Here is a 25,865-nt window from a genome sequence, read left to right as displayed (position 1 = left end):
TTTCACTGTTGACGGCAATCCCGGGTCTCAGCCGGGATGGTTTATCCTGATGGGCTGCACCGGCAGGCCCGGCGCATCGACGCGGAACGCGAACAGATCCCCCGCCAGCGGCTGCGCCGCGAGCTGGCATTCGTCGAGGCCCTTGCGCGCCGTGGTGGCATAAGCGGTGCGCAGATCATCGCCGCCGAAGGCGATCTTGGTGACGTTGGCGACGGGGAAGCGCACGGTTTCCATCAGCTCCCCCGCCGGCGAATAGCGGCGCACCGCGCCGCCGCCGAACAGGCCGATCCACAGGCAGCCTTCGGAATCCACGGTGGGGCCGTCGGGATGGCCATCGGCGGGATCGATCGTGGCGAAGAGGCGGGACGCCCCCGGCGCCCCATCATCATCCACCGCGAAAGCATGGATACGCCCGCCGAGCGTATCGACATGATAGAGCGTCCGGCCATCGGGCGCGAAGGCAGGGCCGTTGGTGATGACCACCGGATCAATCGCGGCGGCGGCCTGCGCCTGCCCGCGCGCCAGGCGGTAGATGCGCCCGGTGGCGGCATTTTCCGCATCGTCCATCGATCCGAACCATAGCTGGCCGTCGGGCGCCACGGTCGCATCGTTGAGGCGGTTGCCCGGCAGGTGCGGTTCGGGCGCCAGATGCGGATCGAATGTGCCGGTGGCCGGATCGAAACGGTGGAGCCCGCTTTGCAGGCCGACCATCAGCCCGCCATCCGCGATCGGCAATATCCAGCCCGGCTGGGACGGCGCGGGCCAGCTTTTCAGCATGCCCTGATCGGGATCGAAGCGGTGGACCCTTTTTCCCTTGATGTCGACGAACCACAAGGCCGCGTCCCGGGCCAGCCAGAGCGGGCCTTCGCCCAGCGTGGCGCCCACGGGGCAGACGCTGCGGGGGGCGGTGGCGGCCATGTCAGCGCCAGCCGGCGTCGACGAAATAATCGTGCCCGGTGCACATGCGCGCATCGTCCGACGCGAGGAACAGCACGAGGGCGGCGACATCAGCCGGCTGGATGCGCCCGTCCAGGCATTGCGCGGAGACGATCTCCGCCTCGCCTTCCGGCGTATACCATTTCATCTGCCGCGGCGTCTGCACATTGCCCGGCACGATCGTATTCACGCGGATATTGTCCCGCCCGAGATCGCGGGCAAGCGAGCGGGTGAGCCCTTCGATGCCGGCCTTGGCCGTCTGGTAGAGGATCAGGTCGGCAAGCGCGAGGTGCCAGCTGATCGATCCGAAATTGAGGATGGCGCCGCCGCCCGCCTTCTTCATCGCCGGCACCACCGCCTGGGCCGCGAAGAACATGTGGCGCAGGTTCACCGCGAAGCGCTCGTCCCAATATTCGGGCGTCACCTCGGCAATGGCATGGCGATCGTCATTGCCGGCATTGTTCACCAGCACGTCGAAACCGCCCAGTTCCTGCTCGTAACCGGCAATGACCTGGCGGAGATGGGCGACATCGGTGAGGTCGCAACGAGTGAAGCGCGGCGCATGCACGGCCTGCCCGGACAGCCGATCGACCAGCGCCCGGGACGGTTCCTCGACGATATCGACGAACACCACGCGCGATCCCTGCCGGACGAACGCCTCGACCAGCCCTTCGCCGATGCCGCTGCCGCCGCCCGTGATGAAAACGCGCTTGCCGGCGAGACTGGGGTAGATGGCGGCCTTGTCCGCCGTGATGGGGGCCTGCAACAACGCCTCAGTCTCCGACATAAACGGTTTTGATCTGGGTATAGAATTCGACGGCGGCGAAGCCCTGCTCGCGCGCGCCGTAGCTCGATCCGCGCGTGCCGCCGAAGGGCACATGATAATCGACGCCGGCGGTGGGCAGGTTCACCATCACCATGCCCGCGCGCACGTTCCGCCGGAAATCGCGGGCATGCTTCAGCGAGGTGGTGACGATGCCGGCGGACAGGCCGAAATTGCCGCGATTGGCGATTTCCAGCGCCTCCTTGTAATTCCTCGCGCGGATGGTGGAGACGACGGGGCCGAACACCTCCTCATTGTTGATGCGCATGTCCGGGTTGGTATCGGCGATCACCGCCGGGCTCATGAAATAGCCGGGCGTGGCGAGGCTGAGGCGCTCGCCGCCGGTAACGAGCCGGCCGCCTTCGCCGGTGGCGATACCGACATAGCGGAGATTCTGTTCGAACTGGCTGTCGCTGGCGGCCGGGCCGACCTGCGTCGCCGGATCGAGCGCGGGGCCGACCTTGAGCGCCTTCGCGCGTTCGGCCAGCGCGGCGACGAAGCGATCGTGGATCGCATCCTCCACGATCACGCGGCTGGAAGCGGTGCAGCGCTGGCCGGTCTGGAAGAAGCCGCCGTCGAGCGCGATCTGCACGGCGCGGTCGAGATCGGCGTCCGCCAGCACGACCAGCGGATTCTTGCCGCCCATTTCCATCTGCACGCGCGCCTGCCGCGCCATGGCGGCGATGCCCACCTTGGCGCCGACGGCCTGCGATCCGGTGAAGGAGATGCCGGCGACATCGGGATGATCGACCAGCGCCGAGCCGACGCCGCCCTGCCCCAGCACCATGTTGAAGATGCCCTTGGGCACGTTCAACGCCGCGCCGCATTCGTGGATGATGGTGGCGAGCGCATGGGCGATGGCGGGCGTCGGATTGGCGGGCTTCAGCACCACCGTGTTGCCGAAGGCGAGCGCGGGCGCGGTTTTCCACGCGGGGATCGCGATCGGGAAGTTCCAGGGGGTGATGAGGCCGTAGACGCCGACGGCCTCGCGCCAGGTGGAGGCATCGAGGCCGGGGCGGGTGGATTCCAGGGTCTGGCCGTGGCGGCGCAGCGCCTCGCCCGCGAAATATTTGAAGATGCGCGCGGCGCGCATCACCTCGCCCGTCGCTTCCGCCCGGGTCTTGCCCTCCTCACGCGCGAGAAGCTCGCCCAGCTCGGCGCCGCGCGCCATCAGGGTGGCGCCGACGCGATCGAGCAGATCGGACCGCAATTCCGGCGACGCCGCCGACCAGGCGGGAAAAGCGCCCCGCGCGGCGGCGACGGCCGCCTCCACCTCCGCCGGCCCGCCCGCCGGATAGCTGGCGACGACATCGTCGGTATTGGAAGGATTCAGGCTATCGAAGGGCGTATCCGCCGAAACCTGTTCGCCGTTGATGAAATGGGTGAGCTTCATGCCGCCTCTCCTTTCCGGACAGTCGCCGTGACGAGGCCACGATCGACAAGGTTGCGCATCAGATCGGCGATGCCGAAATTCCAGGCGGGGGCGGCCCCGGCCGTGTTGACCCGGTTCACGAGCGTGCCGATGCGCGGCGTGGAGATCGTCACCACATCGCCCACCTTGTGGGTGAAACCGCGATTGGGGACATCGCGATCCTGGGTCGGCGCGAACAGCGTGCCGAGCAGGAAGACGAAACCGTCGGGATAATGATGCTCGCTCATCGCCTGGGCCAGCAGGTCCTCCGGATCGCGGCTGATCTGCCGCATCGAGCTGGTGCCATGCAGCTTGTATCCCTCCGGCCCGTCGATGGTAAGCTCCACCACCGCGTCGCGCACGTCGTCCATGCCGAAGCGATCGTCGAACAGCCGGACGAACGGGCCGATCGCGCAGGAGGCGTTATTATCCTTCGCCTTGCTGAGCAGCAGGGCGGACCGGCCCTCGAAATCGCGCAGGTTGACGTCGTTGCCCAGCGTCGCGCCGACCGCATGGCCATGGGCGTCGGCGAGGATCGCCACTTCGGGTTCCGGGTTGTTCCAGGTGGAATCGGATCGCACGCCGATTTCCGCCCCCCACCCGACCGAGGCGAGCACGGGCGTCTTGGTGAAGATCTCCGCATCCGGGCCGATCGCGACCTCCAGATATTGCGACCACATGCCGTCGGCGATCAGCGCCTCCTTGAGGGCGGCGGCGTCCGCCGAGCCGGGGACGACCGAGCGGATGCCGGTGCCGACCTTCGCCTCCAGCCGGCCGCGCACTTCGGCGGCGAGATCGGCATCGCCGCGCGCGGCTTCCTCGATCACGCGCTCGATCGCGGAGAGGGCGAAGGTGACGCCGGCGGCCTTCACCACCTGGAGATCGATGGGGCTCAGCAGCCGGAGCGGGGCATCGGGCGCGGCCGACAGGCCGAGCGTGGCGAGATCGCCGAGCGCGCGGCCGGCGCCGGCATCGAACGCGCGATGCGCCACCAGTTCCGAAACCGTGGGGAAGACCGCCGCCATGTCATGGACGACACCGCCCTGGACCAGCACCGGGCTGGGCCCCTCGGCCGTCTGGATGCGGCCCAGGAAGCTGCCCTCGCGCCAGTCGTCGGGCAGCATGGCCGCTGCCTCGAACCGGAAGCCCGTCATCAATCCCCTCTCTCGACTCTGTGCGTTTGCGACGCTAATTGATAGCGCTACCATTGCGATGTCTGGCAGCGCTGTCAAGTTGCGCGGATGCGGGATATCGATGAGGGAAGCCGGGCCTGAGGCGCCGGCCGGGGAGGATGATATGGCTTCGATCGACCCGTCCGGGCCGGTGCTGTGCTTCGGCGAAATGCTGCTGCGCCTTTCGGCGACGGGCCGGGGCCTGCTGCTGCAGGAGGAAAGGCTGGACGCGCGCTTCGGCGGCGCGGAGGCGAATGTCGCGGTGGCGCTGGCGAAGCTCGGCCGGCCGGCGGCGATGGCGACCATCCTGCCGGACAATGCGATCGGCGATGCCGCGATCGATGCGCTGCGGCGTCATGGCGTCATCATCGACGGCATCGCCCGGCGCGATGGCCGGATGGGCCTTTATTTCCTGACGCCGGGCGCCGGCGTGCGCGCCTCCGCCATATTCTACGATCGCGCCGACAGCGTCTTTGCGCGGGCACGGCCCGGCGATTTCGACTGGCCGGCCCTGCTGGCCGGCGCCGGCCGGCTGCACCTTTCCGGCATCACCCCCGCCCTGGGGCCGGACAGCGCGGAACTGGCGCTGGAGGCGGTGCGCGCGGCCAGGGCGGCGGGCGTTCCCATATCCTTCGACGGCAATTATCGCGCGCGGCTGTGGGAGGCGTGGGACAGCGATCCCCGCGCGATCCTGACCGAGCTGATCCGCCATGCCGACCTGCTGTTCGGCAACCATCGCGACATCGCCCTGCTGCTGGGCCGCGCCTTCCACGGCGACGGGCCGGAACGGCGGCGGGAAGCGGCGCTGGCCGCCTTCGCCGCTTTTCCCAACCTGCGCCGCATCGCTTCCACCGCGCGGCATATCGAGGATGCCGACCGGCACCGGCTGACCGCGCGGATCGATACGCCCGATGCGGCGTTCGAGACCGCGGAGATCGAGGTGGCCGGCATCATCGACCGCATCGGCACCGGCGATGCCTTTGCCGCCGGCGTGCTGCACTCCCTGGCCGATGGCGAGGCCGCCGCGGCGGAGACCGGCCTCGCGCTCGCGGCGCTGAAACATTCGATCCCCGGCGATTTCAGCCTCTCCGGCCCGCGCGAGCTTGCCGCCTTCCGGGAGGGCGGACGCGACGTGAAGCGATAGGAACGCGATATGCTGCTCACCCTGGCCCTGATGGCCGCCACGCCGGCCGTGGCGACATGCATCGATCCCGACCGGGTGGTGAGCCGCCGGGCCGAAGGCGACGACGCCATCCGCTTCGTGATGCTGGACGGCACCCATTATCTGAACCGGATCGGCGCCGCCTGCCCCGGCCTGGCGCGGGCGGATGCGGCGGGCGCGCTGATCATCGAGAAGAAGGGCGCGCGCCTCTGCCGGGGCGATTTCGTGCGGGCGGCCCACCCCGGCGATCCGGGCGTGCCCTGCGTGCTCGGCAAGTTCGAAGCGGTGCCGGCCGACGGCACGGGGCGTTGAGGCGATCGGGGGGCACGGCGATCCGGCTCGGGAGCGATCGAAATTCAATTATCGTGAATGTTTGACCGCATACTTATCAAACTGGTCACGCTGAACTTGTTTCAGCATCCCTCCCTCCGCTTGCACCGACATTGGCAGTCGCACGGTGGACCCCGGAACAAGTCCGGAGTGACGATCCTTCGCGTAACCGGTCCGCCAGCCGATCCGCTCTACGCCATGGTTTCGAGCAGCGTCGGGATCGGCACGAAGGCGAAGGCGACGGAGCTGTCCGCCACGCCATAGGGCATGAACAGCAGATCGCCGTGCCGGAGCGCGCCGCAGGTGTAGACGACGTTGGGGACATAGCCCTCGCGGTCCTCGTCCGCCGCCGACAGGAGCGGCTGGATGGTGCGGCCGATGATCTTCGAGGGATCCTGCTTGTCGAGCAGCACCGCGCCGATCGAATATTTGCGCATCGCGCCGACGCCGTGGGTGAGGAGCAGCCAGCCTTCGTCCAGCTCGATCGGGGCGCCGCAATTGCCGATCTGCACCATCTCCCACGGATAGCGCGGGGTCAGCAGCAGTTCGCCCTCGTCCCAATGGTCGATCCGGTCGGAGGTGATGAGGAACAGGTTTTCGCCATCCTGCCGGCCGATCATCATATATTGGCCGCCGATCGTGCGCGGGAACAGCGCCATGCCCTTGTTGCGCGCGGCCGATCCCTCGATTGCTTCCATGTGGAAGGCGCGGAAATCATAGGTGCGCAGGAATTCGGAGCGGATCGAGCGGCCGTCATAGGCGGTATAGGTGCCGATCCATTCGACCCGGCCGTCATCATGGGTGAACTGGACGAGGCGGAGATCCTCGAGCCCGTTGCTCTGCGCGGGCGTGATCGGGAAGATCAGCGTGCCCGATATCGTCGAATCCTGCTGCCGGTGGATCTGGACGCGGCCGTTGGGCTCGGGATCGCCCGGCTCCAGCGTCGCGGTGGTGCAGAAGGGCGGTTCGGGCGCGAGTTCGAACTGCATGCCGGGGGAGAGTATCCCCTCGCGAAACGCGATCGAGCTGATATGGCCTTCGCCCACCGCACGCAGCGACAGGATCACCCGCTGCGAGCCGGCCGACAGGCCCGACTGATCGGGATGCGGCACGATGCTGGGGTTCATCAGCGCGGCGGCGGCATAGCTATATTCGTGGCAGAAATAGGCGCCGATCAGCTGCTGCTTGACCGGCGAGATGCGCATGCCGTCCAGCCCCAAAGCCAGCTCGATCTGGCCGTAGCGCTTGTTGAACATGTTGCGCGTCTGCCAGTGGCGCGCCTCGAAATCGCGCAGCACCAGCGCCAGCTCGGCCTCCGCATGGACATCATCCAGCGCCAGCACCTGGCGAACGATGCGGCCGACACGGCCGGCGGCGGGGTTCGCCGGATCGACGGGAATATGGAAAGGCCGCACCACGACGCGGGACGCATCGGCATTGAGCCGGAGCGGCGTGTGAATCAGATCGAGCTGAATGGCGCCGCACTCCTCCCCGCAGGGTGCCCGACAGGGGCGCCCTTTGCCAAGTCAGGCCGCCTTTTCCGTCCAGCCCCCGAAGGGCTGGGCGGCTCAGACGGCCACGGCCCCCGTTTCGGGCCGTTCGGGGCTGTCCGACACCAGGCCGGTCTGCGCCATGACGCAGGCGGCGAGCTGAAAGGCCAGCACCGATTCTGCGCCTGTATTAAGATTCACGCCGTCCCGCATCAATCCGTCAAAACAACTGCCGTCAGCGGCCGACGCCACCGGCTGGCCGAGATCATTGTCCCCCAGGAACCAGCGCCAGGCCCGCTGGGCCGCGGCATGCCAGCGCGGATCGCGTGTCGCGGCCCAGGCTGTCAACGCCGCGTCGATCATCGCCCAGGCTTCCACGGGCTGCTGATCGTAAGGCAGCGGCGGGGCAAAGGGGCGTTCGAAGCTTTCATTGCCGACCGCGCGGAAATGCCCGTCCTCGGCCGTCTGGATGCGATCGAGCCAGCCCAGCACCTCCAGCCCGGCGGCGTGCATCCGCTGATCGCCCAGCACCATGCCGGCGCGGATCAGCGCTTCGGGCAGGCGGGCATTGTCATACCCAAGGGTCGGTTCGAACCAGACCCAGTCGGGCCGCCGGGTTTCCGCCAGCGCCAGCGCCAGCCGGCGACCGCAGGTTTCGATGATGCGATAAGCGAGGGTGTGGCCGGGCTGGCCTTCCAGCAGCGCCTCCGCCCCCAGCATCGCGAAGGCGAGGCTGCGGTGGTTCTGCAGCTTGAGCGCGGTGGGTGCGGCTTCATCGAACAAATGCCTCGCCCAGCGGCGCAGATCGGGGCGGCGCGCCTCCGCCGCCGTGACGCCCACGGCCCAGAGCGCGCGGCCGAAGCTGTCCTCCGATCCCACTTCCTCCAGCCAGCGGCGGTCATAGGCCATGAAGTTGCGGAACATGCCGCGATCGCGATTCCAGGCGTGCTGGACGAAGCCCGCATAGATGGTGGCCAGCGCCTCGCTGCGTTCGGTGCGAGCGTCGCCCAACCGGTGCATCAGGATCAGCGCGCGGGCATTATCGTCCACGCAATAGCCATGATGCCGATCCGGCACGCTGAACACCGAATGCTGGATGATCCCGCACTGGTCGGTCAGCCGCTCGACCGCGGCGAGGCGCGGCGCGATGCGATCGCCGCGACCGGCGACCGGCAGGCGTAGCGGACGCGGCGCGATCGCGCGATCGAAGATGTCGAGATAGGCATCCGCCAGGCGCGGCCAGATCATCGTGCGACCGACCGCATAGGCCCGTTGCCGCATCGCTTCGCGCCGTTCGGGATCGGCCAGCAGCGTGTTGATCGCGCGGGCGAAGCCGTCGCTGTCGCCGAAGCCGACTTCGATGCCGACACCTTCGGCGATCAGATCGGCGGCGTGCCAATAGGGTGTCGAGACGATCGGTTTGCCGAGCGCCACCGCGTAGGACAGCGTGCCCGAGGTGATCTGCGCCTCGTTCAGATAGGGCGTGACATAGATGTCGACGGCCTCGAGATAATCGAGAAGCTGGTCCGTCTCGGTATATTCGTTGATGAAGCGGACATAGGGTTCGACGCCAAGCTCCCGCGCAAGGACGGCCAGCCGTTCGCGATAGGCCTCGCCCTGCTGGATGACGAGCTGGGGATGGGTGGCGCCGAGCACGACATAAAGCACGTCGGGATGCTCGGCGGCGATCGCGGGCAGCGCCCGGATCATGGTTTCGATGCCCTTGTTGGGGGAAAGCAGCCCGAAGGTGAGCAGCACCTTGCGGCCCTGGAAGCCGAACCGCGCCTTGGCCGCCTCGACATCGGCGATCGGGCGATCGGGCACGCCATGCGCGACCACGGCGATACGGGCGAGCGGCACGCCATGGACGCGCTGGAGCATGTTGCGCGCACGCTCCGTCATCACGATCAGGCGATCGGCGCGGCGGGCCAGCGCATCGATGACGAAGCGCTGTTCCGGGCTGGGATCCGCCAGCACCGTGTGCAGGGTGACGACCACGGGGGCTTCCACCCGATCGAGCAGGCGGAGCAGATGTGCGCCGGCGGCCCCGCCGAATATGCCATATTCGTGCTGGACGCAGACGAGGTCCACGCCGTCCTGGTTGATGCGCCGGGCGGCGGCGCGATAATCGGCCAGATCCGCCTGCCCGATCTGGCAGACGACCTGGGGGGGATAGGCATGGAGGCCGCCCGGTTCGTCCATCGCATAGACATCGGCGACCAGATCGGGCCGCGCAGCCAGCAGAGCCGCGCGGACATCGGCGGTGAAGGTGGCAATACCGCACATGCGCGGCGGATGGTTGCCGATCAGGGCAATATGGCCGGTCCGCTTCCCGTGAGCGTTCATCAGCACCTCGCTGCATTGCGAAAAAATTTGCGGTGCGCCGGGCCGAGTCGCGGCCCCGCGCAATCCAAGGGATCGTATGTCAAATGCACCGATCGACAAAAGGTTTCGGCGGGTCGCGCCGACGAATCGCGTTGCATCGCAGCAACAGGGGCTGGAATCCCTGCCGGAACAGCGCCCTCCGGCCGCTACCGCAGATTATGTGTCAATGCCCCTGGGCGAGGGCGATCAGCGCCGGAATATCGAGATGCGCTTCCAGCACGGCGGCGATGGAATCGAGCGCGGCGTCGACCGCAGCGGCCTGGTCATGCCCGCCGCCGGCCGCGCCAATACGGACGAGGAGCGTGCCGCGCAGGCCGGGTTCCGCCAGCAGGCCGTGGACATAGCTGCCCATGACGAGGCCGTCGGCCGATAGCGCGCCATCCGCGCGGCCATCGTCCAGCCGGGCGAAAGGGCGCGCGGCGGCGTCCGCTCCCCCGGTTTCGCCCATATGCATCTCGTAACCCGAGAACCGGCCGCCCAGCGCCGTGCCGGCGACCGCCTTCAGCGTCTTGGCCGGCGTGAGGACGGTTTCGACATCCAGCAGGCCAAGGCCCACGACCGATCCCGGCGGGCCTTCGATGCCGGCGGGATCGGCGATGCGCCAGCCGAGCATCTGATAGCCGCCACACAGGCCCAGCACCGCGCCGCCGCGGCGGTGGTGCGCGAGGATATCGATATCCCAGCCTTCGGCGCGCAGCGCCGCGAGGTCGGCGATAGTCGCCTTCGATCCGGCCAGCACGATCAGCCGCGCCTCGGCCGGGATCGGCCTGCCGGGCGGCACCATCAGCAGCTCGACATCGGGTTCCAGCCGCAGCGGATCGAGATCGTCGAAATTGGAGATGCGCGGCAGGATCGGGCAGGCGACGACCAGCCGGCCCCTGTCGTCGTTCCGGTGGCGCTCGAGGATCACCGCATCCTCGCTGGGCAGGCGCACCGCATCCTTGAGCCAGGGCACCACGCCGAAGCCGCGCCAGCCGGACAGGCTTTCGATCATGCGATAGCCATCGTCGAACAAGGCGGGATCGCCACGGAACTTGTTGATGATGAAGCCCCGGATCATCGCCGCGTCCATCGGATCGATCACCGCGCGGGTGCCGGCGACCGCCGCGATCACGCCGCCGCGATCGATATCGCCGACAAGGATGACGGGCACATCGGCCGCCCGCGCGAAGCCCATATTGGCGATATCGCCGGCGCGCAGGTTGATTTCGGCCGGCGATCCCGCGCCTTCGACCACCACGACATCGCATTGGGCCCGGAGCCGACGGTAGCTTTCCAGCACCTCGCCCAGCAGCGGGCGGCGCGCCTCGCGGAAATTGCCGGCGCCGATCGTGCCGCGCACCTGGCCCCGGACGATGAGCTGCGAAGTGCGATCGGCCTGCGGCTTCAGCAGCACCGGGTTCATGTCGCTATGGGGGGCCACGCGGGCCGCAATCGCCTGCGTCGCCTGGGCGCGGCCGATCTCCCCGCCGTCCACCGTGACGGCCGCGTTGTTCGACATGTTCTGCGGCTTGAACGGGCGCACCGAAAGCCCGCGATTGGCGAAGGCCCGGCACAGGCCGGCGACGAGCACCGACTTGCCGACATCCGATCCGGTGCCCTGCAGCATCAGGCCGCCCATGCGATTGCCCCCGCTATCCAGAGGAGCAGGCAGGCGCGGATGTAGATGCGGAGCGCGCGGGCGATATCCGCGGCCGTGGCCGCCGCGCGGCCGTCGCCGATCCACGGCTTGTCCTGCATGATGCCGTCATAGGCGCTCGGCCCGCCGAGCCGCAGGCCGAGCGCGCCCGCCATCGCCGCCTCCGGCCAGCCGGCATTGGGGGAGGCATGGTGGCGATGATCGCGCGCCATCACCCGCCAGCCGCCCATGCCGGCAAGGTAGATCAGCAGGCCGGCCAGCCGTGCCGGCAGGAAATTGGCGGCATCGTCGATGCGGGCGGCTGCCCAGCCATAAGCCCGCCAGCGTTCCTCGCGATGACCCACCAAGCTGTCGGCGGTGTTGATCGCCTTGTAGGTCCAGATGCCGGGCAGGCCGAGCAGGAGAAGCCAGAAGAAAGGCGCGGCGACGCCGTCGCAGAAGCTTTCCGAAAGGCTTTCGATCGCGGCGCGGGCGACGCCGGCTTCGTCCAGCGCACCGGTATCGCGCCCGACGATCATCCCCACCGCCCGGCGCGCGCCGGCAAGGTCGCCGGCCGCGAGCCGGGATGCGACCGGCCGGACATGATCGTGGAGGCTGCGCACGGCAAGGCCGGGGGCGGCGGCGGCCGCGACGCCGATCCATCCCCAGCGGCCGAGCCAAGCCCAGAGCATCTGTTCGATCGCGAGCGCGACCAGAAAGGTGCCGCCGATCAGCAGCGCCATGGCGGCGATGCCGGCGGCTCGGCGGGCGACATCGCTGCGGCCCGGCCGGTTCCAGCGCCCTTCCAGCCCGTCGATCACGCGGGCGAACAGGCCCACGGGATGGCCGATGCGGCGGTAGAGCGCGGGCGGCCAGCCGATCAGCGCATCGATCGCCAGCGCCACGCAGGCGACGCCGCTAGCCATGCGCCAGGGCCCGGTCGAGCCGATCGAATGCGGCATCGGCGGGGAGGCCGAGCCGCAGCCAGCGGGGCTGATAATCGAACGGCCGGGTCAATATGCCCTGCCGCGCCAGCCGTTCGAACAAGGCGGGCGCATCGTCGGTTTCGATCAGGCGGAAAAGCGGGCACGCGCCCCGCCCCTCCAGGCCGTGGCGGGTGAGCAGGGCATCCAGCGCATCGGCATCGGCGCGCAGCCTGCGGCGGGTGGCGGCGATCCAGGCCGCGTCGCGATAGGCGGCGGTGCCGATCGCGATCGCGGCCGCCGAGACCGGCCAGCTTCCCAGCCGCCGGTCGAGCCTTTCCAGCATGGCGGGCGGCGCGATCATGAAGCCCAGCCGCAGGCCCGCCAGCCCGAAATATTTGCCGAAGGACCGCAGCACGATCACCGGCAGGTCCGCCTCCAGCATCGGCAGGATGCCCGCTTCCGGGCAGGCATCGGCGAAGGCTTCGTCCACCACCAGCCAGCCGCCTTTTCCCGCTATCCGCCGCGCGAGATCGACCAGCGTGGCGGGCGGAAGGATGCCGCCATCGGGATTGTTGGGATTGGCGAGCAGGATCGTGCCGCCGCGCGCGGCCTCCTGGTCCAGGGCGTCGGCCGATATGGCAATGCTGCCGGCAAGCGCGTCGCCGTGCGTGCGATAGCCGGGTTCGACATGGCGGAAGGGCGCGGGCAGGCCGAGCGCCGGCAGCAGCCGCAGGCCGATCTCCGTGCCCGGCAGCGCCCGGACACGATCGGGCGCGGCGCCGAAACAGGCGGCGGCGGCCGCCTCCAGGCGCCCAAGCGCCTGCGGATCGGGCAAGGCGCGCCAGTCGATCGGCCCGGCGAGGCCCGCATCCCAGCCATGCGGATTTATGCCCGTGCTAAGATCGATCCAGGGGCGCGGCGCATCGGCATAGACCATCCGCGCGCGATCCAGCCGGCCGCCATGAAAGGTCCAGTCGTCCGACACCATCGCGCTTCGCCGCACTCCGCCCCGCCATCATCCGAGGCGCCGGCCTTAACCGGCTTTTCGCCGGCACGGAACCGCGTTGATGCCGCGCGGGTTGGGCAGCGGGAACGGGGAGGCACAGGATGACCGAGACGCTTTCGCCTGCTTTGCCGGATGACATCGAGGCGCTGGTGCACGCGGTGCTTCGCGCCGCGCGGGACCGCGATCGCACGCTCGCCACGGCGGAAAGCTGCACCGGCGGGCTGCTGGCGTCGCTGCTCACCGACGTCGAGGGCGCGGGTCATGTCTTCGAACGGGGCTTCGTCTGCTACAGCGAGGATGCCAAGTGCGAGCTGCTCGGTATCGCGCGCGAACGGATCGACAGCTGCGGCGCGGTGAGCCGCGAGGTGGCCGTGGCGATGGCGAAGGGCGCGATCCTGCGATCGCACGCCGATATAGCGATGGCGATCACGGGCTTCGCCGGCGCGGGCGGGCCGGGGGACGAGGAAGGGCTCGTCCATCTCGCCTGCGCCCTGCGCGGCGGCGCGACCACGCATCGCGAGGCGCATTTCGGCGCGATCGGGCGCGGCGCGATCCGCATCGCCAGCCTGCGCGCCGCGCTGGAGATGATGCGCGACGCCATCGGCTGACGGGCCGCCCCCGGCGCGCCTCAGCTCTGCCGCAGCACGCCGCGATAGGCGGCATCCTCCATCGCCCGGCCGGCGCCCTTGGCCACGCAGGCCAGCGCCTCATCGGCGACGGTGACGGGCAGCCCCGTCTCCTCCGCGATCAGCGCGTCGATATTCCGAAGCAGCGCGCCGCCGCCGGTGAGGACGATGCCGCGATCGACGATATCGGCCGCCAGCTCCGGCGGGGTATTTTCGAGCGCGGCCAGCACGGCGCCGACGATCTGGCTGACGGGCTCGGCGATCGCCTCCGCGATCTCGGCCTCCGTCACCACGATCTCCTTGGGCACGCCGGCGACGAGATCGCGGCCCTTGATCCGCAGTTCGGCGCCATGGCCGGGCGGCGTGGTGGCGCTGCCGATCTGCTGCTTGATCCGCTCGGCCGTCGCCTCGCCCACCATCAGATTGTGCCGCCGCCGGATCGCCGAGGTGATGGCGTCGTCCATCTTGTCGCCGCCGACCCGCACCGACGCGCTATAGGCCAGCCCGCGCAGCGACAGCACCGCCACCTCGGTGGTGCCGCCGCCGATATCGACCACCATCACGCCCACGGGATCGATCACCGGCAGGCCGGCGCCGATCGCGGCGGCCATCGGCTCCTCCACCAGCAGCACGCGCGAGGCGCCAGCGTTGGAGGCGGCGTCGCGGATGGCGCGGCGCTCCACCACCGTCGCGCCGGAAGAGATGCCGACGATGATCTCCGGCCGGCGCAGGAAGCGCTTGGTGCCGCCGTGCAGCTTGTGGATGAAATGCTTGATCATCTGCTCGGCGATGTCGATGTCCGCGATCACGCCGTCGCGCAGCGGGCGGATCGCCTGGATATGCTCCGGCGTCTTGCCCAGCATCAGCTTGGCGTCCGCACCCACGGCGCGGACCTTCTTCACGCCGTTGCGGGTCTCGATCGCCACCACGGACGGTTCGTTGAGGACGATGCCGGCATCGCGCAGATAGACGACCGTGTTGGCGGTGCCGAGATCGATGGCCATGTCATGCGACGCGAACTGAAAGAAACGCGACATTGATCTGTTCTTGCTCCCGGCTGTGACCGCATCGGTGCGATGCCCGGCGCGCCGCATCGCCGATCCGCCGGGGTTGGGGGCTGGCAAGGCATATGGTCAACCGCGCCAGCGGCCAAATGGCCCTTATCCGGGGCGACCGGGAGAATGGGCGGCGGCCCGGCGGCAAAGCCGGGCCGGAATAAGGCTTCAGGGGCGGACGGCGGGGCCGATCGGCCGGGCGACGAAGGCACGCGCCATCGCCGTGGTGCCCGCCAGATGGCCGGCGGCGGGCAGAGGCTCCTCGCCCACCAGCGTCGCCTGCGCCGTCGCCGAGGTGCCGTTCGGCACCGCGAACAAGCCGTGGCGGGCGAACCAGTCGCCGACATCGACGCGCGAGGTGAGCATCGCCGTGAAGGGCGACGCGATCAGGCCGATCGCGACCGGCAGCGCCCAGATGGCGAAGCCCGCGCCCAGCAGCAGCGGCAGCAGCAGCGCGAAACCCAGGCCGATATGCACGCGGCAGAGCATCAGGGCGTCGCGCAGCGGCATGCCATCGGCATCGCGCCGCTGCGGCATCCAGCCCACCGGGCGGCCGCGCAGGATATCGATGATCGCCATCGTCTGGTTGACCATCGTGATCGGCGCCATCGCCATGGACAGCGGCATTTCGATCGCGATCGTCGCGGCGAGCTTGCGCGCGCCGCCCATCGCCGCGCGCAGGCCATCGTCGACGCTGAGCCAGAGGACGGCGATCAGCTTCGGCCCGAACAGCAGGAGCAGCGTGAGCATCACCAGCCAGGTATCGGGCGGCGAGGAGAAGGTGGCATCCGACGCACCGACCGAAGCGGCGATGCCGAGCAGCAGCATCAGCATCCACAGCGGCGAGGTGAGGAAGGCGGACGCGCCCATCAGCAGTTGCAGGCGGTTCACCCAGTGGAAGCCGCGCGCGCCCAGCAGGCGGACATGCTGGAGGTTGCCCTGGCACCAGCGGCGATCGCGCACCGAATGATCGGCGATCGTCGGCGGAAATTCCTCGTAGCTGCCTTCCGGCAGCGAGACCATGTGGACCGACCAGCCGTTGCGGCGCAGCAGCGCGGCTTCCACCATGTCGTGGCTCAGCACATGGCCGCCGAACGGTTCCGGCCCCGGCAGGCGCGGCAGGCCGCAGCTTTCGGCGAAGGCGCGGACGCGGACGATGGCGTTGTGGCCCCAGAAGGTCGATTCCGTGCCCGACCACCATTGCAGGCCGGCGGCGGCGGCCGGGCCATAGGCGACCGCCGCGAACTGGTGCCAGCGCGCGAAGAAGGTGCGGGCGTTGATGATCGTCGGGATCGTCTGGATCAGGCCGACGCTGGGCCGTTCCTCCATCGTCGTGGCGAGCAGCGCCATGGCCGGCCCGCTCATAAGGCTGTCCGCGTCGAGGACGATCATATTCTCGTAGGCGGCGCCGAAACGGCCGATCCATTCGGCGATATTGCCCGGCTTGCGGGCGATATTCTCGGTCCGGCGGCGGTAGAACACCTTCACCGGGTTGCCGGCGCGCACGACACGCAGCGCGGCAAGCTCGCGCGCCTCCATGTCGGCGCGGGAATCGCTGAGCACAAAGATGTGGAACAGGTCCTGCCCGCCGATCGCCGCGATCGATGCGCTCATCTCGGCGATGCGGCCGAACACCGCCTCGGTATCCTCGTTGTAGATCGGCATCAGCACCGCCGTGCGCCGCTTCGGCAGGCGCAGCCGCGTGAACCAGCGCGACAGGCCCGGCCCGTTGCCCAGCAGCACGACCAGCCCGGCGAGGGCGCCGAGGAAGCCGAAGGTGATCCAGCTATAGAGGCTGAAGAAAAGGAGCGAGAGGATCACGTCGAGGAGGCTGAGCCCGTCCGCCGCGAAGGATCGCATCATCTCCTGTGTCGCGGCGATGCCCACCAGCAGGCTGCCGAGCACGAGGAACAGGCGGCGCTCCCACACGCCCTCGACCGCGATGGCGGTGGGGCCGGGCTCCAGATCGGCCAGCGACGTGGCCGTATCCAGCGATTGCACCGGCATCGCCAATGGCGCCTCATTCGGCAGCAGAGGTTCGGAAAAGGGCATGCTTTTCCGTTCGGCGGCCGACAATTGCTGTACCTTATGCAGATGCACGGTGGTCAAACCCATCTATTATGTTTCCCCCGGATCACCCTCCCCAGAACAACCGGCTCCGTTTCTTTTTTCGTTCAACCGGTTGGGCAACGATACGCTCTGCCCTTCAATACAGGAGGTAGAGAAGCGTTTCGCTTAACGCATCGCCTCCCCGCTTCAGGTAAGCGCGCAAATCACTCGGTCGGCCGTCCGACCGGTCGACATCGACGATCAACCGCCAGCGGGAGGCGGTGCCGACCACCGGATAGGCATAGGTGGCGATTACCTTGCCGCCATTGGTCGTCACCACGCCTTCAACGCCGCTTTCACGATCGAGGCCGGCCAGCCGCGCGCCTTCGAAATCCGCGACGAGGCGGCGGGCATCGGGCAGCGGATCATGGCCCGGCCGCCCGGCCACGCCCGTCCAGCAATCCACGGCGCGGGCAAGGCCCGCCGGCGCGGGATCCTCCCCGCCCCAGGTGAGGCGGTAGCCGATGTCATAACGGTTGCCGGCCCTGGCGGGTCCGGCCGGGGTCCAGAAAGCAACGATATTGTCCTCGATCTCCCGCACCGTCGGGATTTCGTAGAGCATCACCGCGCCCGGCCCCCAATCGCCGATCGGCTCGACCCACAGATTGGGGCGCTTTTCATAATAAGCGCCGTCATCCTGATAATGGACGAACTGCCGGTCGCGCTGGAGCAGGCCGAAGCCGCGCGGATTGCTGTCGCTATAGCTGCTGGTGGTGGGGTGCGGCGGGTTGCCGAGCGGGCGCCAGATACGCTCGCCCGCGCCGGTGAGCATGGCCAGCCCATCCGAATCGTGGATTTCCGGGCGCCAGTCGATCGCCTGGGCGCGATTGCCCTCGCCATACCAGAACATGCTGGTGAGCGGCGCGATCCCCAGCCGCGCGACATCGCGGCGCAGATGGAGCGTGGCGGTCACATCCTGCACCGGCCCCGCCTCCGTCTTGCGGTTGACGAAGCGGTAGGCGCCGGTGACGCTCGGCCCTTCCAGCAGCGCGAATACCGTCATCGCGTCATCCGGCCCCGGCATCAGCCAGAAGCGGGTGAAGATCGGAAACTCCTCCTGCCCGTCGATCCCGGTATCGATGGCGAGCGCACGGGCCGACAGGCCATATTGGTGGAGCTGGCCGGCGGAGCGGAAATAGGATGCGCCCTGATAGGCGAGCCAGTCCCCCCGGCCGCCGGCATTCATCAGGCGGAAGCCGGCAAAGCCCGGCGCCATCTGGAAACGGCGGCCATGCTTGTCCGGCGCGATATCATACATTGCCGGCGAAAAGGGCACGGGGAAGGCGCGGCCGCCCTCGACCCGGTTGATCTCCACCGGCGTGTTGGCGAAACGGTGGATCGGGAAGAAGCGCGTCTCCCGCTCGCCATCGCCGCGCCACAGCGCATGATCGGCGCGGAAGCTGATACGGTTCACCTCATCATAGTCGATCGCAGCGGCAGCGGCGATCGGCTCGGGCGCGTGCCAGCCTTCCCGCCCGCGATCCACGGCGAGCTGCTGCAGCCATTCCCACGAGAATGGCTGGCCGCCGCNCTTCCGCGCCGCCTGGGCACCGCCAGTGGCGAGGATGAGGCCGGTGGTGGCGATCCCCGCCAGGGCATGCCGCCGCGACAGGATGCCGGGCGCCGAAGGTTCGCGAGACGTGACAGGTGAGTTATTGGGCATTCGTCTGGATCGTTCCGTTGCTGATACGCTTGGCACAAGACGCCGGACCGGGCCTTTGGTTCAACGGGCCTTCGTTGCGCTACCGATCCATCTAACGCAGCCCCGCGCGGCGGCAAATCCCGCTCGCCCGGCGGTGCCTATGGCGCGATGAACATGAAGCCAGGCTTAAGCGGCCCGAGCGGCGAAGCGATCCGGAAACGCGCCGTGGCGGGCTTGCCGGCGGCCGGCCGATCGCCGATGGGGCGATATCGGGTTCTGGGTTATCGGCTGGTTTTCCGCATGATTGGATCGATATCGACGCTGCTGCTGGCGGCCGCCGGCATGCTTGCGCCGTCGGGCGAGGAAGCGCGCATCGCGGATTTCCTCAACGATTATCGCGCGGCGCACGGGCTGCCGCCCATCCCCTATTCGCCCGCGCTCGCCCGCGTGGCCCACGCCCATGCCCGCGATCTCGAGGATCATAATCCCGATTCCGGCACGGACGGGGACGGGCGGCGCTGCACTCTGCACAGCTGGTCCGCCGCATCGGGCGCGACGCCGGTCTGCTACACGGCGGACCATGCCCGCGCCCAGCTGATGTGGAGCAAGCCGCGCGAGATCACGCGCGGGGCCTATGGCGGCCAGGGATTCGAAATCGCGGCGCGATATAGCGAGGGGATCGACGCCGACATCGCTTTCGACCTGTGGCGCGGCAGCGCCGCCCACAATGCGGTGATCCTGGAACAGGGGCGCTGGGCCGGAACCGGCTGGCGGGCGATGGGGGTCGCGCTGGACGGGCGCTATGCCGTGGTGTGGTTCGGCAAGGTGCCCGATCCGGCGCGCTAGCCGGCGATCGCGACCGCCCTCATTCGCGGCCGTCGGCGCCGGCAAGCATCCGGATGATGCCGGAGAAATCCAGCACGCCGTTCCCGGCATTGACGAAGGCCTGGTAGAGCGCGCCGGCGGCCGCGCCCATCGGCACGGCGGCGTCGACGCCCTGCGCCGCCTCGACCGCGAGCTTCAGATCCTTGAGCATCAGCGCGGAGGCGAAGCCGCCCTGATAGCCGTTGTCCGCCGGCGTCTGCGGGCCGACGCCGGGCAGCGGGCAATAGCTGGTCATCGACCAGCTCTGCCCCGAGGCCTTGGACGAGATGTCGAAGAAGGTCTGTGGATCGAGGCCCAGCTTCTGCGCCATCACGAACGCCTCGCAGGTCGCGACCATGGTGGCGCCCAGCAGCATGTTATTGCAGATCTTGGCGGCTTGGCCGGAACCGAGCGGGCCGGCATGGATCACCGCCTTGCCCATCCTTTCCAGGATCGGCTGGGCGCGGGCGAAATGCTCCGCCGATCCGCCGACCATGAAGGTAAGCGTGCCGCCATTGGCCGCCGCTATGCCGCCCGAGACGGGCGCATCCACCATGGCGAGCCCCTTGGCCTGCGCGGCCGCGCCCACGGCGCGGGCCGAGGCGACGTCGATGGTGGAGCAATCCAGCAGCAGCGCGGTGCCGGGCACGGCGCCGAACACCTCGCCTTCATAAACGGCGCGGACATGCTTGCCGGCGGGCAGCATCGTCACCACGAATTCCGCATCGGTTACGGCCTCCGCCGCCGACGCCGCCGGCAGGCAGCCGGCGGCCTTCGCCCGATCCAGCGCATCCTGCGACAGATCGAAGGCGCGGACATCATGCCCCGCCTTGGCGAGGTTGGCGGCCATGCCGCCGCCCATATTGCCGAGCCCGATGAAACCGATGCGTGCCATGTGTCTCTCCGTAATTCCCCCTCTCTTGCAAGGAAGGGGGTTAGGGGGTGGGATGAGCCCGGGGAGGGCGCGCGATTGTTTCGCAACCGGCGTCACCCGCCCCCCGGCCCCTCCCTTGAAAGGGGAAGGAGGTTATTTGCCCGTCCAGTTGCCGGGGCGCTTTTCGACGAAGGCGGTCATGCCTTCGGCCTTGTCCTCCGTGGCGCAGAGGCCGTTGAACAGGCGGCGTTCGAACAGGATGCCCTGGGCAAGCCCGGTTTCGAAGGCGGCGTTCACCATTTCCTTGTTGGCGATGGCGGCCAGCGGCGGCATCGCCGCGATCTGCGCGGCCGTCTTCAGCGCTTCGTCGACGAGATCGGCGGCCGGCACCACCCGGGCGACCAGGCTGGCGCGTTCGGCCTCGGCCGCGTCCATCATCCGGCCGGTGAGGCACATTTCCATCGCCTTGGCCTTGCCCACCGCGCGGGTGAGCCGCTGCGACCCGCCCATGCCGGGCGCCACGCCGAGCTTGATTTCGGGCTGGCCGAACCTGGCCGTATCGGCGGCCAGGATGAAATCGGCCATCATCGCCAGCTCGCACCCGCCGCCCAGCGCGAAGCCCGCGACCGCCGCGATCCACGGCTTACGCGTGGCCGTGACCCGTTCGAAGCCGGCGAAGAAATTCTCCGCATACATGGCGGCAAAGCCCTTGGGCTGCATTTCCTTGATGTCGGCGCCGGCGGCGAACGCCTTTTCATTGCCGGTGAGGACGGCGCAGCGCTGGCCCGGATCGGCATCGAAGGCGGCGAAGGCGGCGATGAGATCGGCCAGCACCTGCGTGTTGAGCGCGTTGAGCGCCTGCGGCCGGTTGAGCCGGATCAGTGTGACGGCGCCATGGTTTTCCACCAGCAGCGTTTCATAGGTGGCCATTTCATTCGTTCCTTTCGTCATCCTGTGGTGCGGCGTCCAACCGGCTTTCATGGGTCATCCTGACGAAAGCCAGGCCCCGTTGCCGCCACGCATGAATTCCCGGCACGGCATCGATGGATGCTGAAACGGGTTCAGCATGGCGGGAAAGCCTATAGCGGCACCGGCGTCCATTCCTGATTCTCCGGCAGCGGCGCGAAGATCTGGTCGATCACATGATCGCTCACCCCTTCGGGCGTCGCCGGATCCCATCTGGGCGCATTATCCTTGTCGATGATCAGCGCGCGCACGCCTTCGATGAAATCGTGGCGCTGGCAGATGTGGGAGGCGACGCGATATTCGACGCGCATCTCGTCCGCGAAATCCGCATGGTCGCGCCCCTGCGCCAGCAGCCGCAGCGATACCTTGCAGGTGGTGGGCGATTTGGTGGCGAGCGTCGCCAGCTCCTTCTCCGCCCATTCCGATCCGTCCGCCTGGAGCGCGGCGATCACGCCTTCCAGCGTCTCGGGCGCGAACAGGCGATCGATCCGCTCGCGATTGCCGGCGATGCGCGCGGGCGGCGGCGGCACCGCGAAGCCCGCCAGGATCTGATCCACCTCGCCCGGATCGGCGGCGATCGCGGCCTTCAGCGCATCCAGCCCGTCGCTCGGCACATAATGGGTGGCAAGGCCCAGCGCGACGCATTCCGCCCCGTCGATCCGCGCGCCGGTCAGGGCCAGGAACTGGCCGGTGCGGCCCGGCAGGCGCGAGAGATACCAGCCGCCGCCGACATCCGGGAACAGGCCGATGCCGCTTTCGGGCATGGCATAGACGGTGCGTTCGGTGGCGATGCGATAGGCCGCCGGCTGCGAGATGCCGACGCCGCCGCCCATGGTGATGCCGTCCATGAAGGCGATCACGGGCTTGGCATAGGTGAAGAGCAGGTGGTTGAGGCGATATTCGCGGAAGAAGAAATCGCGCGCGCCGACGCCATCGGTGGCGCCGCTTTCCGCGATCATGCGGATATCGCCGCCGGCGCAGAAGCCGCGCCCTTCGGCATGGTCGATCATCACCATGCGGATCGCGGGATCGGCGCGCCAGGCGAGCAGCCGTTCGATCATCGCATCGCACATCGCCGTGTTCAGCGCGTGGATCGCCTTGGGCCGATTGAGCCGGATGCGCCCGACCGCGCCTTCGACCGCGAAAATCATCTCGTCCGTCATAGCTGTCCTTCGATACGGGCCTTCGACTGGGCTCAGTCCCTACCCAGGATGAGCGGGGAGAAGAAGCGAGGGATCACTGCCGCATCATCTCCCGCGCGATGATGACGCGCATGATCTCGTTCGTGCCTTCCAGGATGCGGTGGACGCGCAGGTCACGATAGAAGCGCTCGATCGGATAATCCTGCAGATAGCCGTAGCCGCCATGGAGCTGGAGCGCGCGATCAACCACAGCCGAGCCGGTATCGGTGGCCAGCCGCTTCGCCATGGCGGCGAACCTGGTTCGATCATGTGCGCCCGCCGTGACCTTCGCCGCCGCCGCGTAGAGCAGCATGCGAGCGGCTTGAAGCTCCGTCTCCATATCCGCCAGCACGAACTGGGTGTTCTGGAAATCGAGGATGCGCTGGCCGAACTGGCGGCGTTCGGCCGTGTAGCGCAGCGACTCGTCCAGGCAGCGCTGCGCGCCGCCCAGCGAACAGGCGCCGATGTTGAGGCGGCCGCCGTCGAGGCCCGCCATCGCGATCTTGAAGCCTTCGCCTTCCTTGCCGAGCAGATTTTCCACCGGCACGCGCACGCCATCGAAATTGACCTGCGCGGTCGGCTGCGATCGCCAGCCGAGCTTCTTTTCCTGCGCGCCGAAGGAGACGCCGGGCATGTCCTTTTCGATCACCAGGCAGGAAATGCCCTTCGGCCCGTCCTCCCCGGTGCGTACCATGGTGACGTAGAGATCGTTCTCGCCGCCGCCGGAGATAAAGGCCTTGGCCCCCGTCACCACATAATGATCGCCGTCGCGCACCGCCTTGGTCTTGAGCGCGGCGGCATCCGAGCCCGAGCCCGGCTCCGTCAGGCAGTAGCTCGCGATCTTCTCGCACGGCACGAGTTCGGCCAGATATTTCGCCTTCACCGCATCGCCGCCGAAGCGATCAATCATCCACGCGGCCATGTTGTGGATCGAGATGAAGGCCGAGGTGGAAGGGCAGCCATAGGCCATTGCCTCCATGATCAGCGCCGATTCCATCCGGCCGAGGCCGATGCCCCCGGATTCCTCCGAAACATAGATGGCGCCGAAGCCGAGCTCGGCCGCCGCCTTCACGACATCGCGGGGGAAATGATGATCCTCATCCCACCGCGCGGCAAAAGGCGTGATCGCATCGGCGGTGAATTTCCGCGCCATTTCCTGGATGGCGCGCTGGTCGTCGGTAAGATCGAACTGGGTCATGCATGGATCCTATCGTCATCCTGACGAAAGTCAGGATCCATTGGCCGCCGGCCCGAAAGGGCGCGCAGCGCACACGGATGCTGACTTGCGCCGGCCTGACGGGCTAGCGTGGGGAAATGGAACGCAATCCCTGCGTCTACATATTGGCCAGCGGCAGGCACGGCACGCTCTATATCGGCGTCACCTCCGAACCGATGAAACGCCTTCACGCGCATCGCAGCGGCAGCGTGCCGGGCTTCACCGCGCGCCATGGTGTCAGACGCCTCGTTCATTTCGAGACGTTCGGCGACATGGTTTCGGCCATCGCCCGCGAGAAGCAGTTGAAGGCGTGGCGCCGCGACTGGAAGGTCGCCCTGATCGAGGCGGCCAATCCCTTCTGGGAGGACCGGGCGCTGGAATGGGGCTTCCCTCCGCTTTCCCCACCCTGACGAAAGCCAGGGGCCATTGCCGTTACGCCGGAAATATCAGCGGAGCGGCAATGGATGCTGACTTTCGTCAGCATGACGGCAGGAGAAACCTCCATCCCCACCATCACCCCATGGTGGGAATGACGAAGGCGTTGCCGCCGTCGGCCGAACCGTCCGGCCAGCGGGCGGTGACGGTCTTGATCTTGGTCCAGAACTTCACGCCTTCCATGCCGTGCTGGTTGGTATCGCCGAAGGCGGAACGCTTCCAGCCGCCGAAGGTGTGATAGGCGACCGGCACCGGGATCGGCACGTTGATGCCGACCATGCCGACGTTCACGCGGGCCGCGAATTCGCGCGCGGCGTGGCCGTTGCGGGTGAAGATGGCGACGCCGTTGCCATATTGGTGCTTCGACGGCAGCGACACCGCTTCCTCGAAATCCTTCGCGCGGACGATCTGGAGGACGGGGCCGAAAATCTCCTCCTGATAGGTGCGCATGCCCGTCTTCACATGATCGAACAGCGTCGGCCCGACGAAGAAGCCGTTTTCATGGCCCTGGAGGGTGAAGCCGCGGCCGTCGACCACCAGCTCCGCGCCCTCGTCCACGCCCATCTGGATATAGTTTTCGATGCGCGCCTTGTGCTGGGCGGTGACGACGGGGCCGTAATGCGCCTCCGCATCGGTCGACACGCCGACGCGGAGCGCCGCGATCGCCGGGATCAGCTTTTCGCGCAGGCGGTTGGCGGTATCCTCGCCCACCGGCACCACCACCGGCAGCGCCATGCAGCGTTCGCCGGCCGATCCGAAGGCCGCGCCCGAAAGATCGTTCACCACCTGATCGAGATCGGCGTCCGGCATGACGATGCCGTGATTCTTGGCGCCGCCCATCGCCTGCACGCGCTTGCCCGCCGCGACGCCGCGCTGGTAGACATAATGCGCGATATCAGACGAGCCGACGAAGCTGACGGCCGCGATATCGGGATGGTCGAGGATCGCGTCCACCATCTCCTTGTCGCCCTGCACCACGTTCAGGATACCGTCGGGCAGGCCCGCTTCCTTGAACAGCTCCGCCAGGCGGACGGGGACGGAGGGATCGCGTTCCGACGGCTTCAGGATGAAGGCGTTGCCCACCGCGATCGCCACGCCCGCCATCCACAGCGGAATCATGCCGGGGAAGTTGAACGGCGTGATGCCGGCGCCGATGCCGAGCGGCTGGCGCATCGAATAGACGTCGATGCCGGGGCCGGCGCCCTGGGTATATTCACCCTTCAGCACGTGCGGGATGCCGCAGCAGAATTCGATCACCTCCAGCCCGCGCTGGATATCGCCCTTGGCATCGGCGATCACCTTGCCATGTTCGGACGAGAGCAGGTGGGCGAGTTCCTCCATATTCTGCTCGACCAGTTCCTTGAACCGGAACATCACCCGCGCGCGGCGCTGCGGATTGGTGGCGGCCCAGGCCGGCTGCGCGGCCTTGGCGGCATCCACCGCCTTCTGCAGCTCCGCAGCGCCGCCCAACGCGACGCGCGCCTGCACCTGGCCCGAATTGGGATCGAAGATGTCGCTCTGCCGGTTGCCGCCGGCGGCCGCGGCGCCTGCGATGAAATTCTCGACGATGCGCATGATCGGCATTCCTCTCTAATCTGTCCCCGCCTCCCTTCACCATCGGGGAATTGCACGCAAGGG

General features: G+C 68.3%; 22 protein-coding genes. 5 read left to right on the top strand and 17 right to left on the bottom strand.

The window, feature by feature from the left end; translation table 11 throughout:
* Positions 1 to 27: 27 nt before the first annotated feature.
* From BHE75_RS03015 to BHE75_RS03000, 4 genes are read right to left on the bottom strand one after another with little or no spacing between them, the layout of a single operon-like run.
* Positions 28 to 918, bottom strand: coding sequence for an SMP-30/gluconolactonase/LRE family protein (locus BHE75_RS03015; protein ID WP_070932299.1), 891 nt, complete (start codon positions 916 to 918; stop codon positions 28 to 30).
* A 1-nt stretch (position 919) separates the two neighbouring features.
* Entirely contained in the window at positions 920 to 1,723 is an 804-nt protein-coding gene (locus BHE75_RS03010) for an SDR family NAD(P)-dependent oxidoreductase (RefSeq protein ID WP_070932297.1), read from the bottom strand.
* Positions 1,710 to 3,152, bottom strand: coding sequence for an aldehyde dehydrogenase family protein (locus tag BHE75_RS03005; protein ID WP_070932295.1), 1,443 nt, complete (start codon positions 3,150 to 3,152; stop codon positions 1,710 to 1,712). Before BHE75_RS03005 ends, BHE75_RS03010 begins: the two co-directional genes overlap by 14 nt.
* On the bottom strand, positions 3,149 to 4,324 hold the full coding sequence (locus BHE75_RS03000; protein WP_070932293.1) for a fumarylacetoacetate hydrolase family protein: 1,176 nt from the start codon (positions 4,322 to 4,324) through the stop codon (positions 3,149 to 3,151). The genes BHE75_RS03005 and BHE75_RS03000 overlap by 4 nt, the downstream gene beginning before the upstream one ends.
* A gap of 142 nt (positions 4,325 to 4,466) precedes the next feature.
* On the opposite strand from BHE75_RS03000, the gene BHE75_RS02995 reads away from it, so the two are divergent.
* Entirely contained in the window at positions 4,467 to 5,486 is a 1,020-nt protein-coding gene (locus BHE75_RS02995) for a sugar kinase (RefSeq protein ID WP_070935422.1), read from the top strand.
* 9 nt (positions 5,487 to 5,495) lie between these two features.
* Entirely contained in the window at positions 5,496 to 5,816 is a 321-nt protein-coding gene (locus BHE75_RS02990; protein ID WP_070932291.1) for a hypothetical protein, read from the top strand.
* Between the two features lie 209 nt (positions 5,817 to 6,025).
* Here the strand turns inward: BHE75_RS02990 and BHE75_RS02985 are convergent, their stop codons facing one another.
* From BHE75_RS02985 to cobD, 5 genes are all read right to left on the bottom strand, one after another.
* Positions 6,026 to 7,252 carry a glycoside hydrolase family 130 protein gene (locus tag BHE75_RS02985; protein ID WP_084652880.1) on the bottom strand — a complete coding sequence of 409 codons (1,227 nt, stop codon included), beginning with the start codon at positions 7,250 to 7,252 and terminating at the stop codon, positions 6,026 to 6,028.
* 150 nt (positions 7,253 to 7,402) lie between these two features.
* Positions 7,403 to 9,670, bottom strand: coding sequence for a glycosyltransferase family 4 protein (locus tag BHE75_RS02980; RefSeq protein ID WP_070932287.1), 2,268 nt, complete (start codon positions 9,668 to 9,670; stop codon positions 7,403 to 7,405).
* 202 nt (positions 9,671 to 9,872) lie between these two features.
* The gene (locus tag BHE75_RS02975; protein ID WP_070932285.1) at positions 9,873 to 11,330 is read right to left on the bottom strand and encodes a cobyric acid synthase; all 1,458 of its coding nucleotides are present in this window, start codon (positions 11,328 to 11,330) and stop codon (positions 9,873 to 9,875) included.
* Positions 11,318 to 12,253: an adenosylcobinamide-phosphate synthase CbiB gene (gene cbiB, locus BHE75_RS02970; RefSeq protein WP_070935420.1), complete on the bottom strand. Its 936-nt coding sequence runs from the start codon at positions 12,251 to 12,253 to the stop codon at positions 11,318 to 11,320. Before cbiB ends, BHE75_RS02975 begins: the two co-directional genes overlap by 13 nt.
* Entirely contained in the window at positions 12,246 to 13,241 is a 996-nt protein-coding gene (gene cobD, locus BHE75_RS02965) for a threonine-phosphate decarboxylase CobD (RefSeq protein WP_070932283.1), read from the bottom strand. The genes cbiB and cobD overlap by 8 nt, the downstream gene beginning before the upstream one ends.
* A 119-nt stretch (positions 13,242 to 13,360) precedes the next feature.
* Here cobD and BHE75_RS02960 point away from each other — a divergent pair, with 119 nt between their 5' ends.
* Positions 13,361 to 13,867, top strand: coding sequence for a CinA family protein (locus BHE75_RS02960; RefSeq protein ID WP_070932281.1), 507 nt, complete (start codon positions 13,361 to 13,363; stop codon positions 13,865 to 13,867).
* A gap of 20 nt (positions 13,868 to 13,887) precedes the next feature.
* Here BHE75_RS02960 and BHE75_RS02955 read toward each other — a convergent pair whose 3' ends face one another.
* From BHE75_RS02955 to BHE75_RS02945, 3 genes are all read right to left on the bottom strand, one after another.
* A complete protein-coding gene (locus tag BHE75_RS02955; protein ID WP_015459265.1) occupies positions 13,888 to 14,922 on the bottom strand; it encodes a rod shape-determining protein in 1,035 nt (344 codons plus the stop codon).
* Between the two features lie 186 nt (positions 14,923 to 15,108).
* The gene (mdoH, locus tag BHE75_RS02950; RefSeq protein WP_254684346.1) at positions 15,109 to 17,055 is read right to left on the bottom strand and encodes a glucans biosynthesis glucosyltransferase MdoH; all 1,947 of its coding nucleotides are present in this window, start codon (positions 17,053 to 17,055) and stop codon (positions 15,109 to 15,111) included.
* Between the two features lie 91 nt (positions 17,056 to 17,146).
* A complete protein-coding gene (locus BHE75_RS02945; protein WP_070932279.1) occupies positions 17,147 to 18,712 on the bottom strand; it encodes a glucan biosynthesis protein in 1,566 nt (521 codons plus the stop codon).
* A 279-nt stretch (positions 18,713 to 18,991) separates the two neighbouring features.
* Here BHE75_RS02945 and BHE75_RS02940 point away from each other — a divergent pair, with 279 nt between their 5' ends.
* Positions 18,992 to 19,537 (top strand): CAP domain-containing protein, encoded by a 546-nt coding sequence (locus BHE75_RS02940; protein ID WP_254684345.1) that lies wholly within the window; start codon positions 18,992 to 18,994, stop codon positions 19,535 to 19,537.
* Positions 19,538 to 19,556: 19 nt separating this feature from the next.
* On the opposite strand, the gene mmsB is transcribed toward BHE75_RS02940, so the two are convergent.
* From mmsB to BHE75_RS02920, 4 genes are all read right to left on the bottom strand, one after another.
* Positions 19,557 to 20,450, bottom strand: coding sequence for a 3-hydroxyisobutyrate dehydrogenase (mmsB, locus tag BHE75_RS02935; RefSeq protein WP_070932277.1), 894 nt, complete (start codon positions 20,448 to 20,450; stop codon positions 19,557 to 19,559).
* A 132-nt stretch (positions 20,451 to 20,582) separates the two neighbouring features.
* Positions 20,583 to 21,359, bottom strand: a complete 777-nt coding sequence (locus BHE75_RS02930) for an enoyl-CoA hydratase-related protein (protein ID WP_015459260.1) — start codon at positions 21,357 to 21,359, stop codon at positions 20,583 to 20,585.
* Between the two features lie 149 nt (positions 21,360 to 21,508).
* On the bottom strand, positions 21,509 to 22,558 hold the full coding sequence (locus BHE75_RS02925) for an enoyl-CoA hydratase/isomerase family protein (RefSeq protein WP_070932275.1): 1,050 nt from the start codon (positions 22,556 to 22,558) through the stop codon (positions 21,509 to 21,511).
* Positions 22,559 to 22,631: 73 nt separating this feature from the next.
* A complete protein-coding gene (locus BHE75_RS02920) occupies positions 22,632 to 23,774 on the bottom strand; it encodes an acyl-CoA dehydrogenase family protein (protein ID WP_070932273.1) in 1,143 nt (380 codons plus the stop codon).
* Between the two features lie 116 nt (positions 23,775 to 23,890).
* On the opposite strand from BHE75_RS02920, the gene BHE75_RS02915 reads away from it, so the two are divergent.
* Positions 23,891 to 24,202 carry a GIY-YIG nuclease family protein gene (locus BHE75_RS02915; protein ID WP_070932271.1) on the top strand — a complete coding sequence of 104 codons (312 nt, stop codon included), beginning with the start codon at positions 23,891 to 23,893 and terminating at the stop codon, positions 24,200 to 24,202.
* Between the two features lie 103 nt (positions 24,203 to 24,305).
* Here BHE75_RS02915 and BHE75_RS02910 read toward each other — a convergent pair whose 3' ends face one another.
* A complete protein-coding gene (locus BHE75_RS02910; protein ID WP_015459256.1) occupies positions 24,306 to 25,802 on the bottom strand; it encodes a CoA-acylating methylmalonate-semialdehyde dehydrogenase in 1,497 nt (498 codons plus the stop codon).
* Between the last annotated feature and the right edge of the window lie 63 nt (positions 25,803 to 25,865).

This window comes from Edaphosphingomonas haloaromaticamans (assembly GCF_001853345.1).
Taxonomy (GTDB): Bacteria; Pseudomonadota; Alphaproteobacteria; order Sphingomonadales; family Sphingomonadaceae; genus Sphingomonas_E; species Sphingomonas_E fennica.
Note: the sequence above shows the minus strand (reverse complement) of the source record. Positions and strands in the feature narration are given on the sequence as shown.